This is a genomic window from Undibacterium sp. WLHG33, from assembly GCF_049544815.1.
In the GTDB taxonomy this organism is placed as follows: Bacteria; Pseudomonadota; Gammaproteobacteria; order Burkholderiales; family Burkholderiaceae_D; genus Undibacterium.
Genome location: NZ_CP186697.1, coordinates 2,037,472 through 2,053,877, shown reverse-complemented (window position 1 = coordinate 2,053,877; position 16,406 = coordinate 2,037,472). Strand labels below are relative to the sequence as shown.

Sequence of the window (16,406 nt, the reverse complement as noted above, 5' to 3'; positions counted from 1 at the left end):
TTTCTGCGAGCATGAATATAGCCCTACGTGAAGCAGTTCCAGAAGATGCGCAGCTGATTGCGCATCTGACCCGTAGTTGCTGGGCAAATAAAGTCGCCGTCAGCTCTGCCGGCCACCATGAAAATACAGAAGATGTAATTGCTGATCTTTGCCATGGTGGCGGCTTTTTGCTGTTAATCGATCATAATCCAGTTGGCTCCGTGCGCTGGACGGCTCTCGATACCGATACAAATGTATGGGAAATCCGGCGTATGGGCATATTGCCTGCCTTTCGCAATCAGTCGCTGTCACAACATCTGCTGGAAGCAGTCATTCATGCCGCGCAAAACGCTGGCGTCACTGAACTCAGATTAGGCGTCAGGACCGATCAGCCACGCTTACTGGATTTGTACACGGCATACGAATTCGAGCTGGCACCTGAACTCGATTATGCGCATGCGAATCCCAACGAACCTGCACCTTATGTCATGCGTCGCTTTTTGAAGAGCTGACCGCGTTTAACTATGCCAATTCAGAACTTTTACCAATATCTGATGTCTTGATACATCTCCCTACCCGGAAATAACTTCATGAACAGCATCATCAGCACAAGCAGCAATCCAGCATCTACAATAATTTCCCCGGTTCCGGCACGCTTGCAACAACTCCGTAGCGCTATGAAGGCAAATGGTCTCGATGCCTACATCATCCCTTCTGCCGATCCGCATTTATCCGAATACCTGCCCGAACACTGGCAAAGCCGCACCTATTTTTCAGGCTTTACGGGTTCTGTCGGTACACTGGTGGTCACGGCTGATTTCGCTGGCTTGTGGGTCGACAGCCGCTACTGGAGTCAGGCCGAAAAAGAGTTGGTACCAACAGGCATACAGATGATGAAAATCGCGTCTGCCGCGTCTGCCTTGCATATTGAGTGGCTGGCAAATAACCTGACAAGCGGACAAACCGTCGGTGCAGACGGCTTCGTACTCGGGCTGGCAACCGCCCGTGCGCTGACGTCGGCACTCCAGGCAAAAGCGATCAGACTCAATACTAGCAAAGACCTGCTGCAAGAAATCTGGCGGGATCGCCCCGCCTTGCCGCTCTCACAAGTATATGAACACAAAGCACCATTTGCTGTGATCAGCCGTAAAGTTAAGCTGACGCAGATACGCGAACAAATGCGATTGAAAGCGGCCGACTGGCATTTTGTCTCCACGGTTGATGATATCGCCTGGATATTCAATTTACGCGGTGCCGACGTCAGTTACAATCCGGTGTTTGTTGCACACGCCCTGATCGGTACAGACAAAGCGACTTTGTTTGTTTCTAACGGAAAGATCAGCCCTGATCTGGCTGCGGTTCTGGCGCTTGATCACATAGAAATTGCAGAATATTCCGAGGCTCAAAACGCCCTGCGGAATTTACCTGCAACAGACAGCATACTGATCGACCCGCGCCGTATCACATATGGCTTCCGTGAAGCGATTCCGGCTTCCGTCACCGTTGTGGAAGCAATTAATCCGTCGGTGTTTGCCAAGTCGAGAAAAACAGCGGAAGAAGCACAATTCGTCAGAGAAGCCTTGGAGCAGGACGGTGCCGCTTTGTGTGAATTTTTCAGTTGGCTCGAAGCCAGTCTGGGCAAACAAACGATCACAGAAATCACGATTGACGAGCAAATCTGCGCGGCACGCGCTCGTCAGCCCCATTTCATCTCACCAAGCTTCGGTACGATCGCCGGCTTTAATGCCAACGGCGCGATGCCGCACTATCGCGCAACAGCAGAATCGCATGCTGAAATAAAAGGTGATGGTTTATTGCTGATTGACTCAGGCGGGCAATATCTGAATGGCACTACGGATATCACGCGGGTGATGCCGATAGGATCGGTATCGGAAGCGCAAAAGCGTGATTTCACGCTGGTACTGAAAGGCATGATCAATCTGTCGCAAATGCAATTCCCTCGCGGTACGCCCTCCCCTATGCTGGATACCGTCGCGCGCGCACCGATATGGCGGGAAGGCATCAATTACGGTCACGGAACTGGTCACGGAGTCGGCTACTTCCTGAATGTGCATGAAGGGCCACAATCAATTTCAGGTGCATTAGCGGAGGCGCACACCGCAATGGAAGCCGGCATGATCACATCCAACGAACCGGGTATTTACCGTCCAGGTCAATGGGGTGTACGAATTGAAAATCTCTTACTGACCGTACCTGCAATCACAACCGAATTCGGGGAGTATCTGAAATTTGAAACCCTGACTTTATGTCCTATCGATACACGCTGCATTCTCGTTCATTTGTTACGTGATGACGAAATCGACTGGCTCAATGATTATCATAAGACGGTGTATGCGCGACTGGCATCGAGAGTCACCGGTGCGGCGCTCAACTGGCTGCAAGAGCGCACCAAGGCAATCAGTAAATAAAACCTGAATATGAAGAATGGAGGCCACGTCAGATGATGTGGCCTTCGTTTATCCGGGTCGCCAACCACGGCAAAACTGCAAAAAATCCTGTATATGTCGGGACAGTAATTTGTGCGGACTGTAAATCAGATAAAAACGACGCTTCAATGGCGGAAGTTTCGTTTTTAATTCACACAACTTGCCCAGCGCCAGCAAGTCTGCAACAACCACGCGTGACAGACAAGCGATGCCAAGACCCGCAGCAGCGGCATGCTTGATCGCTTCCGATGTGCCGAACTCGCCCGCCAGTTTGAAGTTTTTCAGATGCGGTAGTAACACCTGCTCGACATTTTCCCGCGTACCGGAACCGCGTTCCCGCAGCAACCAGGTTGCAGATCGCAACTCCTTGATGCTGACGTCACCATCTTTTTGGGCATACGTGTGCTGCGGCGAGCAGACAATTACCATTTCATCCTCAAACCAGGGCTCGACCATCAAGTCTGCACGATGACATGGTCCCTCAATGAAGCCAAAATCAACATCGTAATTCGCTACAGCGCTGGCGATATCGGCTGTATTGGCAATTGTCATCTGGGGATGAGACATCGCCTGATGAGCAGATGATGTCTGCATATTTGCCAGAGGTCTGGCGGCCAGCAAAGCCGGCAGGCAGTAACTACCTATCGTGGTGCTGGCTCCGATCCGGATACAGGACCAGTTGGTGTCCGCCGATGAAAACTGCAGTTCTATCGAATGTGCGGCATCGAGTATCAGGCGTGCCTGTGGCAATAATAAGCGACCATTATCGTTTAACAGCAGGCGCTTACCGATACGATCAAATAACTGCGTACCAAGTATATTTTCCAGTTCATTCAACGCAGCACTGGCTGCCGACTGAGAGAGAGCCACGACATTCGCCGCCATCATCGTGCTGCCTTGTTCGGCGACAGCAATGAATACTTGTAATTGACGCAGACTGATTTTCATAAATTAACCTGTTTTTTTGCTTAATTATACAAAATTAATTCGTTTTATTAGTTTATTGAAAATCGATATGCTGCGCTCACTTCAAAAAAAAAGAACATGATGAGCCACTACAATTCCACAATCCCGTCCATGAAAATTTCTTTGCGTCGCTATCTTCCCGGCTTACTCTTATGTGCATTACTGGCAGTCATCTCCATGTTACTCAGCCAACACAGCTGGATGCAGACACATGGATTCAGCAGTCTGACTACGGCCATCTTGCTGGGTATAATCGCCGGGAACAGCCATTCTGTATTTCAGCATCATCGGTTCGAGCATGGTATGTCGATATCCAAGCAAGCCTTATTACGAACAGGAATTATTCTGTATGGCCTGCGTCTGAGCTTGCACGACATTCAACAGCTTGGTACTAAGGCTGTCGCGATTGATGCGCTCGTCCTCAGCACAACGTTTGCTATTGCCTTATTTCTGGGTAAAAAAGTCTTTGCACTGGATAATAAATTAACTATCCTGATAGGCGCAGGCAGTTCTGTCTGCGGTGCAGCAGCAATCATGGCAACGAGCCCCGTAATTAAAAGCAGATCAGATGACGCAAGTATTGCAATCTCCGGGGTAATGATATTTGGCACGCTGAGCATGCTGCTCTATCCGGTTGTTTTTGAATGGAACAAGCATGTTCAATTCATTCCGCTGTCAACATCCAGTTTCGGCATGTATGTTGGTTCAACTATGCATGAAGTTGCACAAGTAATCGTGGCCGGCAAGGCGGTGAGTGATACTGCGGGCGATGCTGCTGTCATCACAAAAATGCTCAGGGTCATGATGCTGGCACCATTTCTGCTACTACTGCCAATGGTAATGCGCTTGCTGAAACAGCGTCATGACAAGCCATCGTTGCAAGCAGACATGGATGAGACAACAGAAATCACGATTCCCTGGTTTGCGTTCATTTTTATTGCTACCGCCTTACTCAACACTGCATTACATATCCCTGCAGAAATCAGAACCCTGCTGATAAGCACGGACAATTTTATACTTGCAATGTCTATGGTTGCTCTGGGCTTAACTACCAATATCAGCAGCGTGCGGCAAGCGGGAATAAAACCCGTGTTGCTCGCCATGAGCCTGTGGCTGTGGCTGGTCGCTGGCGGAGCCGCCATCAACTATCTGGTGAACAGTACTCCGCTTTTTTAGGCTAATTTGACGCCAGAAACTTTTTCAGCGCCGCATTCATCTGCTCTAACTGCACGAATAATTCCGCTTGCTTTGCTGCGGCCAGACTCAAATCATTGGTCTTACCGAAATGCTCCAGCTCCCTTGCCAGCGTCTCAACCGGAACTGCACAGAAATTACCAACAAGCCCCTTCATAGTGTGTGCGGAACGGTAGAGCAACTCGCTATCCTGCCGCGCCACCGCATCGGCAATTTCGTCCTTATACTGATCGCAGGCATCAAGAAAAGAATGTCCGATAATACTGACGATCTCTGTGTCGGCATTCAGCAAAGCGGCCGAATAATCGAATGATGTGTTTTCTGTCGACATATCTGTCTTTAAAGGTGGGTTATTCATATCAGTCGTTGCAGTTGGCTTCAGACCATCTGAGGTCAGGTCGGTATTCTGCGCTAACTTTTCCAGCAATTCACGCAATAACTCTGCCTTGATCGGCTTGGACAAATAATGATCCATACCTGCTTCATGACATCGTTCCCAGTCGCCTGGCATAGCATTGGCGGTCATTGCAATAATCGGCGTGCGTCTGCCATTGCCCAGCGCACGTTCCGCTTCGCGGATATGTTGCGTCGCCTCGATACCTCCCATTTTGGGCATCTGCATATCCATCAGAATGGCATCAAACGGCTCTCGTGAAAAATACTTAAGCGCGTCCAGTCCGTTTTCCGCCAAAGTTGCAACGTGATTCCACTTACTCAATAGCGCCAGAATCAGTTTCTGATTCACCGGATTATCCTCTGCGACCAAGATTCGTAACGCCGCTGTAAATTGTCGCGTATCTGGCCAGACCTGAGTGTCATGCGTCATTATTTTTTTCTTACCACTCACGACTGTCGTAATGGCATCATAGAGTTCCGACTGGTTCACCGGCTTTAAAACGTAATTTTTCATCCCGAGTTCCTGCAAATGCAGGAAGTCTTCACGCGAACCGGCAGACGAAAGCAAGACAGTTTTTGACTTTAATTTTTCATGTTCCGGGGCCAGTCGGTTCAGAAACTCAAATCCGCTCATACCAGGCATACAAACATCGAGAAGAATCAAATCGATGTATATCCCGTCCGACTGCATCTGCGACAGCAACTGCAGAGCCTCAGTGGCAGATGTGGCAACGATTGGTTTTATTTTCCATTTTCTTAATGTGTCGGAAAAAAATAAGCGGTTGACGGCATTATCATCAACAATCAGTGCCGTTACGCCGGAAAAATCCATCGGCCGTTTTGCAGAATTGTCTTTTTCGGCTCTTGCCAATCCTATCGTGAAATAGAAGGTACTGCCTTTTCCGGGTTCACTATTGAGTGCCAGCAGACCGTTCATGCACTGTACCAGCCGGGAAGAAATTGTCAGACCGAGGCCTGTGCCTCCGTATTTACGTGTTGTCGATGTGTCTGCCTGGCTGAAAGCTTCAAAAATACTGCTTTGCTTTGCCTTTGGAATACCAATGCCATGATCCGTCACGGCAAAATAAATATCCAGCCGGGTTGCGCTCTCATGCGCGAGCTGGACATCGATGATCACTTCACCTTTTTCACTGAATTTAATCGCATTACCGACCAGATTCGTCATGATCTGACGCAAGCGACCGGGGTCTCCCACGATAATTTCCGGAATTGCTGCATCGATTTTATAAACAAGCTCTATACCCTTCTCCGATGCTCTGACTGACAGTGCGCGCAAGGATGAAGCAATTAATTCCCGCAAAGAAAACTCGATTTTTTCCAGCTCGATTTTCCCCGATTCAATTTTGGAAAAATCCAGAATATCGTTGATGATACTCATCAGAGACTGAGAAGATAATTTCACCAGCTCGAGATATTCCCGCTGTTCGCTGCTCAGATCGGTATCAAGCGTCAGCTCAGTCATGCCAATAATGCCATTCATCGGCGTCCTGATTTCATGACTCATGGTCGCCAGAAATTCACCTTTGGCTTTATTCGCTGCCTCCGCATCATTCTTCGCCTGCAGTAAATCCGTCTCAAACCGCAATCGCTCAGTAATGTCACGACAAGATCCGTAAATGCTGCCATCTGGCAACAGCGCGGCATTCAATTCAACAGGAACGGTATCACCGTCTTTTTTCAGCAGGGCAATCTCGGCGCGGAAACGTTTCTCCTCCTGGATATGGCATAAAAAATTCTGCATCGCCAGATCCCGATCCGCCAGAGGTAGTAAGTGATACATGCTGCTGCCCAGCAGCCCGACTCTGGAGTAGCCCAGCATGTCAGAAGCGAGATCATTGACATAAACTAATTGCTGATTCGCGTTAGCAACAAACACCGCATCGGCGGCGTTATCAAGCAACATTCTTTGCCTTGCCTCGCTGTCGCGCAGCGCCCTGTCGATTGCCAGACGTTCCGATATATCCTGGAAAACAGCAACGGAACCGACCACTTTTCCCTGGTCAACAATCGGAGAGGCAACAATCGAAACCGGGAACAAACTACCTGATTGATGCTGGAAGTATTCGAGATCAGAACGAAAAACTTCACCGGATAAGATAGCGTTATTTATAGGGCAATCGTGATTCCTGATATGCGCGCCGTCAGGACGTATAGAATGCACAAGGTCGTGCAGTATTTTTCCTTTTAAATCGACCAGATTTCGTCCGAGAATACGCTCTCCCTCAGGATTCAGAAACGTGCACACTCCTTGCGCATCCAATGTGTACACGCCCTGCCCGATATTACGCATCATGCTTTCCATCAGAGACTGACTGGATTCGATCTTTTCACGTAAGCGTCGTTGTTCTGTAATGTCAGTGCGGATAGAAATATATTGATATGGCTGCTGACTGTTATCCAAAAAAGGAACAATCGTCGCATTCGTCCAGTAAAAGCTGTCATCCTTCGCTTTATTACGCACTTCGCCATGCCAGACACGGCCACTGGTAATCGTATCCCACATATTCTGAAAAAAAGCGGGGGTATGCAGACCAGAGTTCACGATACGGTGATTTTGCCCGACCAGTTCAGCGGAACTGTATTTGCTGATCTGGCAAAATTTTTCATTGGCGTACAAAATCACGCCATTCGCATCTGCGACACTGACTATCGCATGCTGATCTAAAGCAAACTTCTGTTTCTGCAGCTTCGCCAGGGCTGATTCCAGATCCGCTCTGGCAGCCACCAGTTCAGAAACCAGATCGGATAATAAATAACTCAGTTTATCCAGAGTAATTTCTTCCTGAGAAGTTTTTCCGAGAGAGAAAAGCAGCTGATCTGTCGTTGCTTTCAGGGTTGCCAGCACATGATCACGCTCACCATTCCCCGGATGAAAATGATCATTCGCCAGCTTCAGCGCTTCTGAACTTGACGCGAGCCTGCGTCTGCACTCTGAAAAATCCTGCTCTGAGCGTTGATACGCCTGATCAATCTGGGTAAATAAATTCCTCATCCCGCGCAATGCCTGTCTCGTGCTGTCACTCATCACGGACGAATCAGACTGTTGCGATAACTGCTCCAGTTCCGTCAGCAGTTTTTCTAATTGCTCTTCACTTTGTATGCCAAGCGAGTTCTTATATTGAAGCAAAGATAATTGATGTCGCATCAAATGCTCTCTGCGATAGCCGTATTGATCATGATCTGACTGTGGATCCGGGAAATTTTTATTGAAAAGGTAGAACAGTATTTTTCTGAAATAAACATTGACCGCTATTTTTAATGCAACTGTGCATCGAGCATGTGGCCGTGTAAAAACATTGATTCCTAATACTGGTCATCCTGATACAGATTCTTGATCTCTAATATCTTGTCCCATCCGGCAAAGAATGCATCGACACATAATGGATCGAAATGCTTGCCAGCCCCTTCCCGCAAATGGGCGAGCGCCTGTTCGTTACCCCATGCTTTTTTATACGGACGCTCAGATGTCAACGCATCGAAGACGTCAGCAACAGCAACGATGCGCGCAAACAGCGGAATATTCTCACCGGCCAGTCCATTGGGATAACCACTACCATCAAACTTTTCATGATGTGCCAATGCTATCTCGGCACCAGCGGTCAATAAGTTCGAGGAGCTTCCCGCCAGAATTTCATAACCAAGACGGGTATGCTGTTTCATAACAGAGAATTCATCTGCTGTCAGCTTGCCCGGCTTCAGTAAAATGCTGTCCGGGATACCGACTTTACCGACATCGTGCATCGGTGCCGTTTCCAGAATGAGCTGCTGGTCAGCCGCAGAAAGACCTAATTGCTCGGCAATGATTTTCGAGTAATTGGCCATACGGACAATATGTGCACCAGTTTCCGGATCGCGGGACTCCGCTGCCTTTGACAAGCGAAAAATCGTCTCTCTTTCCCGTTCCAGAATTTCAGCGGTTGCTTTTTTTACTGACTCATCAAGCCAGATCGCTTTATCCTCGAGAAAACGCTGGCTTTTGCGTAAGGCCAGCATATTTCGGGTTCTGGCGAGAAATTCTATTTTATCAATCGGCTTGATCAGAAAATCGTTCACTCCGGCATCGAGTGCCTGGTAGCGTAATTCCAGCTCATTGTTGGCAGTGATCATCAGGACGGGAATGTCGTGACATCCGTCCAACTCACGAAAACGTCGGATAAACTCAATGCCATTCATGTCCGGCATCATATAGTCGACCATAATCAGGTCTGGCACATTACTGGTACACCATGCAAGCGCAGCTTCCGGCTCACTGAAACTCACCGATTTACATTTATCTATTTTTTTTAATAGCAAGCACAGCAATGTAACGTTGATTTGTGCATCATCCAGCACCAATACGTTCATTTCCATTCAACATCCCCCCAGAGCATATCTGGTCAGTAAACCCTCTGCGAAACTTATGTCAGCAGCAATACAGACGAGTTTAACTTATCTGTCCTCAGGACAAATGGGGAATAACAAAATTTATCCTTTCACGGGATAAATAATTCAGACGACAAAAGCAAACAGATTGCTACTCTTCAATGGCGATATTTGCAGGGAACTGCACAGTGAATTTGCTGCCAGCACCTGGTGTGGAATCGATAAGCAGTTGCGCTTTGTGTCGCAACAATACATGTTTAACAATAGCGAGTCCAAGACCGGTGCCCTGCGTTTCACGCGAGCGGCTTTTATCAACCCGGTAAAACCGCTCTGTCAGACGGGAAATATGCTCCGGACTAATGCCTATGCCATTATCCGTGACAGAAAATCTGGCTCCTTGCGGGGTGTTGATCCAACTGATTTGAATCGTCCCTTTTTCCGGTGTGTAACGGATCGCGTTAGTGACAAGATTGGTCAGTGCACTGCGTATCTCATCTTTGCTGCCACGGATATCAGGGCCATCAATTTCCAGCGTAATCTGATGGCGTCCAGCAGAAAGCGCCTCTGCTTCCTGCAAAATCTGCTCCAGCAAGCCACGCATATCAACGGTTTCGACACGTAACAGATAGTCCATCGATTCCAGACGTGTCAGCGTCAGCATGTCCTCAACCAGACGCTGCATACGCTCACCCTGCTCCGTCATCAGTTTCAGGTGCGAACGCCGGATCGTGATGTCCAGATCCGGTTGTAAAGAAGCGATTTCTAAAAAACCGTTAATGACAGTTAACGGTGTGCGTAGCTCATGCGATGCATTGGCAATAAAGTCGCGACGCATCATATCAATACGTTCAGATTCGGTAATATCATGCGTTACCAGAATCTGGCGACGGTTTTCAAACGGAATAATATGTGCGATCAGCTTGCGGTCACGAAATGACAAAGTCAGCGGCGTTTCGTAACGGCCCAGAATAATGTAGTCCATAAACTCAGGTGTGCGTACCAGATTCGTAACACGCATGCCTTTGTCTTTCTCCAGACTCAGGCCCAGATGATTTTCGGCTGCAGGATTACACCACTCCAGAAATAAAACGTCGTCCATAATGACAACGCCATCCGGTAACAATGTCATCGCCTGACGAAAACGTGCCAGCCATTCCGTCAGCTCTGCCTGATTTTTTTCATCGCCCCGCCGTGATTTGTAGAGTCGTGAAAAAATATCCGTCCACGCGCCCCAGCCATCCGGCAAACGGGAGCTGCTGGGGTTATCGAGCCAGTCTGCCAGCCTTTGCAGATAAAACAGTTGCAGCAGAACCAGCCCGGACATCGCAATAAAGCCGAGTAATAATCCAATAACCGGTCCCCACAGATATGCGGCGACGCCAGTAGCCATCACAATAAGTAAGGCGCGAACAGAGCTGGAAATCCAGAAGATGAGACGTGGAGACATGAAAATCCCTGATATTTTTTTAATTTTGGGTATAAATTATGGCGAGCAATATTCAAGCCGGTCAAAACGTATACTGATCTCTGACACCAATACATCTGAACATAAAAAAACCACATCCATAACATCTTGAATGTGGTTGTTTTTATATTTCAGTACTGCTGCCACAACAAGAGCATATTACTTTTCAGACAGCATGTAACCCACACTACGTACCGTTTTAATCAGTGATTCCGCAGATTTCAATACTTTACGCAGGCGCAGCACATGTACATCGACAGTACGCTCCTCAATCACAACGTGATCACCCCAGACTTTGTCAAGCAACTGGCTACGTGAAAAAACGCGTTCGGGATGCGCCATGAAAAACTTCAGCAATTTATATTCGGCATGACCGATATCGACCTTCTGATCATCGATTTTGACGGTACAACTGACCGGATCCAGTACGACGTTACCTGCTGACAGCGCGGTTTGTGCATGCTCAGGGCTCTTGCGACGCAACAAGGCCTTCATCCGTGCGGTCAGTTCACGTGGAGAAAATGGCTTTGTGATGTAATCATCTGCACCATGATCCAGTCCTGCAATCTTATCTTCCTCCATACTTTTCGCCGTCAGCATAATGACAGGAATCTCATTGAACTGGCGGTCAGAGCGGATTTTGGAAAGTAAACGCAAACCGCTCTGATCGGGCAGCATCCAGTCGAGCAGAATCAACTGAGGAGTCCGGCGTTGAATAAAATCCCAAGCTTCAGCTGTGTTGTTGACGGCAAAAGTATTCCAGCCAGCCGCACGCAAAGTAAAGCTGACAAGTTCAACGATTGCTGGTTCGTCTTCGACAATTAATATTGTGGTATCAGCAGCCATTATTTGTAATCTGTTTATCAGTTTTTCTGATCTTGTTTGACGGCGACGTAGTCTGAATGACGGATATCTTTACCCTCAACGATGTAGACCGTATATTCAGCAATATTCTTTGCGTGATCAGCAATCCGCTCTATCGCTTTTGCGACCCACAAAGTATCAAGCGCCGAAGAAATTGTGCTTGGATCTTCCATCATGAAAGTAATCAGATTACGCATAATGGAGCGGAAATCATTGTCAATGATTTCATCCTGAGCGATCAACTGGACCGCTTTCTCGCCATCAAGACGGGCAAAAACATCAAGCGCCTGATGCAGCATGTCCGCAACGCTGGCCGCCAGTACACGCACGGTGTCATAGCCGTTGAACATAGGAATACTGCGCCTGTTAAGCTGGCCTTCTTTTGCGATGCGGGCGATTTTTGTCGACTCATCACCAATGCGCTCAAGATCGGTAATCACCTTGCCGGTAGCGACGACAGTACGTAAATCATTTGCCGCAGGCTGACGCTTCACAATCAGTTGGCTGCACATATCATCCAGTGCAACCTCTAAGCGATTCACCTCCAGATCAGACTGAATCACGATCTCAGCCTGTTCTGCATTGCCTGTACGAAAACATGATATCGCATCATGGAAATGACTTTCTACCAAACCGCCCATCAACAAGACCTTGGAACGGATTGTTTCCAGATCACTGTCATATTGTTTTGAAGAGTGTTCGCCTGTCACAGGTTTCTCCTGAATTCTTGTAATCGCTATGGATGTAATTAACCGAAACGACCGGTAATATAGTCTTGAGTTTCTTTTTTCACCGGATTCATGAAAATATGATCCGTCTCGCCGAACTCTACCAACTCGCCCAGATACATGTATGCGGTATAGTCGGAACAGCGTGCCGCCTGTTGCATGTTGTGCGTAACGATGGCGATCGTGTATTCCTCTTTCAACTCATTGATCAGCTCTTCGATTTTTACAGTTGAGATCGGGTCGAGCGCAGAAGTTGGTTCATCAAGTAAGAGTACGTCCGGCTTAACCGAAACGCCACGTGCGATACACAAACGCTGTTGCTGACCGCCAGACAGACTTAAGCCGCTTTTATTCAGCTTATCTTTGACTTCTGTCCAGATCGCCGCTTTTTTCAGAGCCCATTCAACGCGTTCGTCCATCTCACCTTTGGAAAGGTTTTCATATAAACGCACACCGAAAGCGATATTGTCGTAAACGGACATGGGAAAAGGAGTCGGCTTCTGAAATACCATGCCAACTTTAGCGCGCAGCAAATTAATATCCTGATCAGGGTCGAGGATATTCTTACCGTTATAAATGATTCTGCCTTCCGCGCGCTGACCAGGATATAAATCGTACATACGATTTAATGTACGCAACAAAGTTGATTTGCCACAACCGGAAGGTCCGATAAATGCAGTGACCTTTTTATCGAAAATATTCAGTTTAATATCGCGCAGGCTACGGGTGGCGCCGTAGTAAAAATTCAGCCCGTCGATCTCGATTGCTTTTTTCTGTGTATTTGCTGTAGTGGTTGTCATATCGATACTCGGATTAATGCTGTGTCTTTTGGTTAAACAAGGTACGCGACAAAATATTCAGAAGCAGAACGCTGAACGTAATCAGCAGTGCACCGCCCCACGCCAGCTCACGCCAGTTATCGTAGGGACTCATTGCAAACGAATAAATGACGACCGGAAGATTTGCCATCGGACTGTTCATGTTGGCACTGAAAAACTGGTTATTCAACGCAGTGAAAAGTAAGGGCGCGGTCTCACCGGAAATCCTGGCCACAGCAAGCAAAATACCAGTCACAACACCAGCCTTCACTGCACGCAGCCTGACCAGCAGCGCGACTTTCCAGCGCGGCGCACCCAGTGCGAATGCTGCTTCACGCAGACTTGCCGGAACCAGTCCCAGCATATTGTCGGTAGTGCGAACGACGACGGGAATCGCAATCAGTGAAATCGCCACGCTGCCAGCCCAACCGGAAAAATGTTTAACGTTAGCAACATAAATTGCATAAACAAACAGACCGATCACGATAGAAGGAGCCGACAACATAATGTCGGTCACAAACCGAGTAAGACCGCCAAACCAGCTCTTATCACCGTATTCAGCAAGGTAAATGCCTGCGAGGATACCAATAGGAGTGGATATCAATGTTGCCGAACCAACCATCAGAAAACTACCAACGATCGCATTCATCAAACCACCACCATCGCTGCCCGGGGCCGGCGTGGACTCGATGAACATAGGGAGATTAATTGCAGAAAACCCTTTGATTAACAATGTAAAGAGTATCCACATCAGGAAAAACACGCCAAACACCATCGCAATGGAAGACAAGGTAATACCAAGCCGGTGTACCAGTAAGCGACGGCGATAGACAGGATTTTGCGCTGCCTGAGCTTTAGACATATCCATTATTTTGTACCTTCTTTCCGGCTCAAACCGAGCAACATCAATTTAGCAGCAGATAACACGATGAAGGTAATCACAAACAAAATTAAACCCAACAGAAATAAAGAGGATGTATGCAGAACTGTCTCAGCTTCTGCAAATTCATTCGCCAGCGTCGAGGCAATACTGTTACCAGCGGCAAATAAGGACCATGACAGTTTATGTGCGTTACCGATCAGAAAAGTCACTGCCATCGTTTCACCTAACGCGCGTCCCAAGCCCAGCATAACACCGCCGACAACGCCGATTTTTGTGTAAGGCAAAACGATTTTTCTGACTACTTCCCACTTCGTGCATCCGAGTCCATATGCTGACTCTTTCAGTACCGGAGGAACAACTTCAAAAACGTCGCGCATCACGGAAGAAATAAAGGGAATAATCATGATCGCCAGGATGACACCGGCAGATAAGATACCCAGGCCTATCATAGGCCCGGAAAACAAAACACCAATCACTGGCAATTTACCGAGAGTGGCGGCCAGCGCAGGTTGTATATATTCGGAAAACAAAGGTGCAAAAACAAACAAGCCCCACATGCCGTAAATGATACTAGGCACGCCGGCCAGAAGTTCAATTGAAGTACCAAGCGGGCGCTTCAGCCATGGAGGACATATTTCAGTGAGGAACAGTGCAATGCCGAAACTAACGGGAAAAGCAATCAGCAGCGCAATAACCGAGGTAACCAGGGTTCCGACGATAGCAATCAGACCGCCGTATTTATCGTTCACAGGATCCCACTCTACCGTGGTGATAAATCCGAAACCAAATTCCTGCATGGCAGGGATCGCACGCAAAAACAAGGAGACGATAATACCGAGCAAAACGACTAAAACGAGAGCCGCAAAACCCAGAGTCAACTTGTGAAAGAAAAAATCCTGCCAGCGCTGACGACGCATAACTGCCGCCATTCTTGCTGCACTCAGTTGTGCTGGTTGAGTGCTCTCAGCGTTCGATATATTCTGGCTTGATGATGGTGCTGTCATATTGACGGAAATCGTTGGTGTAGGCATAGGTGTCTTTCCACCGAAAGGCGATCCGCAGAAAAGCAGGATCGCCTCACTTAAAATAGTTCACTGATTCATCAACCGAATCAGTGAACCTGAACTACTTCATTTACTGCGTAAATTACCAGATAGCTTTTGCAGAAGCGTCTTTGATTTTCGCTTTCCAGCTATCTTCAATCAACTTAACAACCGGCGCTGGCAAAGAAACATATTCCAGCTCAGCGGCCATTGCACCACCGTTTTTAAACGCCCAGTCAAAGAATTTCAACACTTCTTTGCCTTTGGCTGCGTCAGCCTGAGTTTTGTGCATCAGGATGAAAGATGCGCCAGTGATAGGCCATGTAATTTTACCTGGCTGATTTGTTAACACCAGATACATACCTGGCGCTTTACTCCAGTCCGCACCAGCAGCCGCTGCTTTGAAGTTCTCATCATCAGGCTCAGCAAACTGACCTTCCGCATTTTTCAATGTGGTGTAAGTCATTTTGTTCTTTTTCACATAAGCATACTCAACATAACCGATTGAGTTTTTAATACGCTGAACGTTGGCTGCAACACCTTCATTACCTTTACCACCCAAGCCAACTGGCCATTTAACTGCAGTGGATGAACCAACTGTGGTCTTGAACTCAGCATTCACTTTACTCAGGAAATCAGTCCACAAGAATGTAGTACCAGAACCGTCAGAACGGTGAACGACTGTGATGTCTTCCGCTGGCAATTTCACACCTGGATTAACCGCAGCGATTTCAGCCGCATTCCATTTTGTAATTTTTCCCATGTAGATACCCGCGAGAAGATCGCCGGTCATCTTCAATTTACCAGGAGCGATACCGTCGATATTCACGACAGGCACAACACCACCGATGATCGCTGGAAACTGCATCAAACCTTCTGCGTCCAGTTCCTCGAGCTTCAAAGGCATATCAGAGGCACCGAAATCAACAGTTTTTGCCTTGATTTGCTTGATACCGCCACCAGAGCCAATGGACTGATAATTCAGACCAACGCCAGTCGCTTTTTTGTAAGCTTCCGCCCATTTCGCATAAATTGGGTAAGGAAATGTAGCGCCCGCACCAGTAATATCAGCTGCGTGAGCAGCGGAGAATGTCGCAGCTAAACCAACTGCAGCGACCAGGGATTTAATGACACGATTGATTTGCATGTTCACCTCTAAGGTTAAATAACAGGTATTCGTTACTACGAGACGGACTTTACAATCGAATTATGACAAGATAATGACTTACAAAAATAACGC

General features: G+C 47.7%; 13 protein-coding genes. 3 read left to right on the top strand and 10 right to left on the bottom strand.

Annotation, left to right across the window (positions count from 1 at the left end):
- The first annotated feature begins 11 nt into the window (after positions 1 to 11).
- Together ACOTSW_RS09380 and ACOTSW_RS09375 are read left to right on the top strand one after the other, a co-directional pair.
- On the top strand, positions 12 to 491 hold the full coding sequence (locus tag ACOTSW_RS09380) for a GNAT family N-acetyltransferase (protein ID WP_423678819.1): 480 nt from the start codon (positions 12 to 14) through the stop codon (positions 489 to 491).
- Between the two features lie 78 nt (positions 492 to 569).
- On the top strand, positions 570 to 2,408 hold the full coding sequence (locus ACOTSW_RS09375) for an aminopeptidase P family protein (protein WP_423678818.1): 1,839 nt from the start codon (positions 570 to 572) through the stop codon (positions 2,406 to 2,408).
- Between the two features lie 48 nt (positions 2,409 to 2,456).
- Here the strand turns inward: ACOTSW_RS09375 and ACOTSW_RS09370 are convergent, their stop codons facing one another.
- Positions 2,457 to 3,374, bottom strand: coding sequence for a LysR family transcriptional regulator (locus tag ACOTSW_RS09370; RefSeq protein WP_423678817.1), 918 nt, complete (start codon positions 3,372 to 3,374; stop codon positions 2,457 to 2,459).
- Positions 3,375 to 3,503: 129 nt separating this feature from the next.
- Here ACOTSW_RS09370 and ACOTSW_RS09365 point away from each other — a divergent pair, with 129 nt between their 5' ends.
- Complete coding sequence (locus ACOTSW_RS09365; RefSeq protein WP_423678816.1) at positions 3,504 to 4,568, top strand: YeiH family protein; 1,065 nt, start codon at positions 3,504 to 3,506, stop codon at positions 4,566 to 4,568.
- 1 nt (position 4,569) lies between these two features.
- Here ACOTSW_RS09365 and ACOTSW_RS09360 read toward each other — a convergent pair whose 3' ends face one another.
- The 9 genes from ACOTSW_RS09360 to pstS all read right to left on the bottom strand — a co-directional run bounded on the left by ACOTSW_RS09360 (position 4,570) and on the right by pstS (position 16,313).
- Positions 4,570 to 8,148 carry a PAS domain S-box protein gene (locus tag ACOTSW_RS09360; RefSeq protein WP_423678815.1) on the bottom strand — a complete coding sequence of 1,193 codons (3,579 nt, stop codon included), beginning with the start codon at positions 8,146 to 8,148 and terminating at the stop codon, positions 4,570 to 4,572.
- 158 nt (positions 8,149 to 8,306) lie between these two features.
- On the bottom strand, positions 8,307 to 9,353 hold the full coding sequence (locus ACOTSW_RS09355) for an HD domain-containing phosphohydrolase (protein ID WP_423678814.1): 1,047 nt from the start codon (positions 9,351 to 9,353) through the stop codon (positions 8,307 to 8,309).
- 163 nt (positions 9,354 to 9,516) lie between these two features.
- On the bottom strand, positions 9,517 to 10,812 hold the full coding sequence (phoR, locus tag ACOTSW_RS09350) for a phosphate regulon sensor histidine kinase PhoR (RefSeq protein WP_423678813.1): 1,296 nt from the start codon (positions 10,810 to 10,812) through the stop codon (positions 9,517 to 9,519).
- 177 nt (positions 10,813 to 10,989) lie between these two features.
- A complete protein-coding gene (gene phoB / locus ACOTSW_RS09345) occupies positions 10,990 to 11,676 on the bottom strand; it encodes a phosphate regulon transcriptional regulator PhoB (RefSeq protein ID WP_423678812.1) in 687 nt (228 codons plus the stop codon).
- A 17-nt stretch (positions 11,677 to 11,693) separates the two neighbouring features.
- Complete coding sequence (gene phoU, locus ACOTSW_RS09340) at positions 11,694 to 12,404, bottom strand: phosphate signaling complex protein PhoU (protein ID WP_423678811.1); 711 nt, start codon at positions 12,402 to 12,404, stop codon at positions 11,694 to 11,696.
- A gap of 38 nt (positions 12,405 to 12,442) precedes the next feature.
- The gene (gene pstB / locus ACOTSW_RS09335; RefSeq protein ID WP_423678810.1) at positions 12,443 to 13,222 is read right to left on the bottom strand and encodes a phosphate ABC transporter ATP-binding protein PstB; all 780 of its coding nucleotides are present in this window, start codon (positions 13,220 to 13,222) and stop codon (positions 12,443 to 12,445) included.
- A gap of 13 nt (positions 13,223 to 13,235) precedes the next feature.
- Positions 13,236 to 14,108, bottom strand: a complete 873-nt coding sequence (gene pstA, locus ACOTSW_RS09330) for a phosphate ABC transporter permease PstA (RefSeq protein ID WP_423678809.1) — start codon at positions 14,106 to 14,108, stop codon at positions 13,236 to 13,238.
- Positions 14,108 to 15,052, bottom strand: coding sequence for a phosphate ABC transporter permease subunit PstC (pstC, locus tag ACOTSW_RS09325; protein ID WP_423682287.1), 945 nt, complete (start codon positions 15,050 to 15,052; stop codon positions 14,108 to 14,110). The genes pstA and pstC overlap by 1 nt, the downstream gene beginning before the upstream one ends.
- A 217-nt stretch (positions 15,053 to 15,269) precedes the next feature.
- Positions 15,270 to 16,313 carry a phosphate ABC transporter substrate-binding protein PstS gene (gene pstS, locus ACOTSW_RS09320; protein ID WP_423678808.1) on the bottom strand — a complete coding sequence of 348 codons (1,044 nt, stop codon included), beginning with the start codon at positions 16,311 to 16,313 and terminating at the stop codon, positions 15,270 to 15,272.
- Positions 16,314 to 16,406 lie beyond the last annotated feature (93 nt).

Excerpts from the sequence above, each read along its gene's own strand:
- ACOTSW_RS09380 (WP_423678819.1), top strand. The coding sequence starts at position 12 with ATGAATATAGCCCTACGTGAAGCAGTTCCAGAAGATGCGCAGCTGATT.
- ACOTSW_RS09375 (WP_423678818.1), top strand. The coding sequence starts at position 570 with ATGAACAGCATCATCAGCACAAGCAGCAATCCAGCATCTACAATAATT.
- ACOTSW_RS09370 (WP_423678817.1), bottom strand. The coding sequence starts at position 3,374 with ATGAAAATCAGTCTGCGTCAATTACAAGTATTCATTGCTGTCGCCGAA.
- ACOTSW_RS09365 (WP_423678816.1), top strand. The coding sequence starts at position 3,504 with ATGAAAATTTCTTTGCGTCGCTATCTTCCCGGCTTACTCTTATGTGCA.
- ACOTSW_RS09360 (WP_423678815.1), bottom strand. The coding sequence starts at position 8,148 with ATGCGACATCAATTATCTTTGCTTCAATATAAGAACTCGCTTGGCATA.
- ACOTSW_RS09355 (WP_423678814.1), bottom strand. The coding sequence starts at position 9,353 with ATGGAAATGAACGTATTGGTGCTGGATGATGCACAAATCAACGTTACA.
- phoR (WP_423678813.1), bottom strand. The coding sequence starts at position 10,812 with ATGTCTCCACGTCTCATCTTCTGGATTTCCAGCTCTGTTCGCGCCTTA.
- phoB (WP_423678812.1), bottom strand. The coding sequence starts at position 11,676 with ATGGCTGCTGATACCACAATATTAATTGTCGAAGACGAACCAGCAATC.
- pstB (WP_423678810.1), bottom strand. The coding sequence starts at position 13,222 with ATGACAACCACTACAGCAAATACACAGAAAAAAGCAATCGAGATCGAC.
- pstA (WP_423678809.1), bottom strand. The coding sequence starts at position 14,108 with ATGGATATGTCTAAAGCTCAGGCAGCGCAAAATCCTGTCTATCGCCGT.
- pstC (WP_423682287.1), bottom strand. The coding sequence starts at position 15,052 with ATGGCGGCAGTTATGCGTCGTCAGCGCTGGCAGGATTTTTTCTTTCAC.
- pstS (WP_423678808.1), bottom strand. The coding sequence starts at position 16,313 with ATGCAAATCAATCGTGTCATTAAATCCCTGGTCGCTGCAGTTGGTTTA.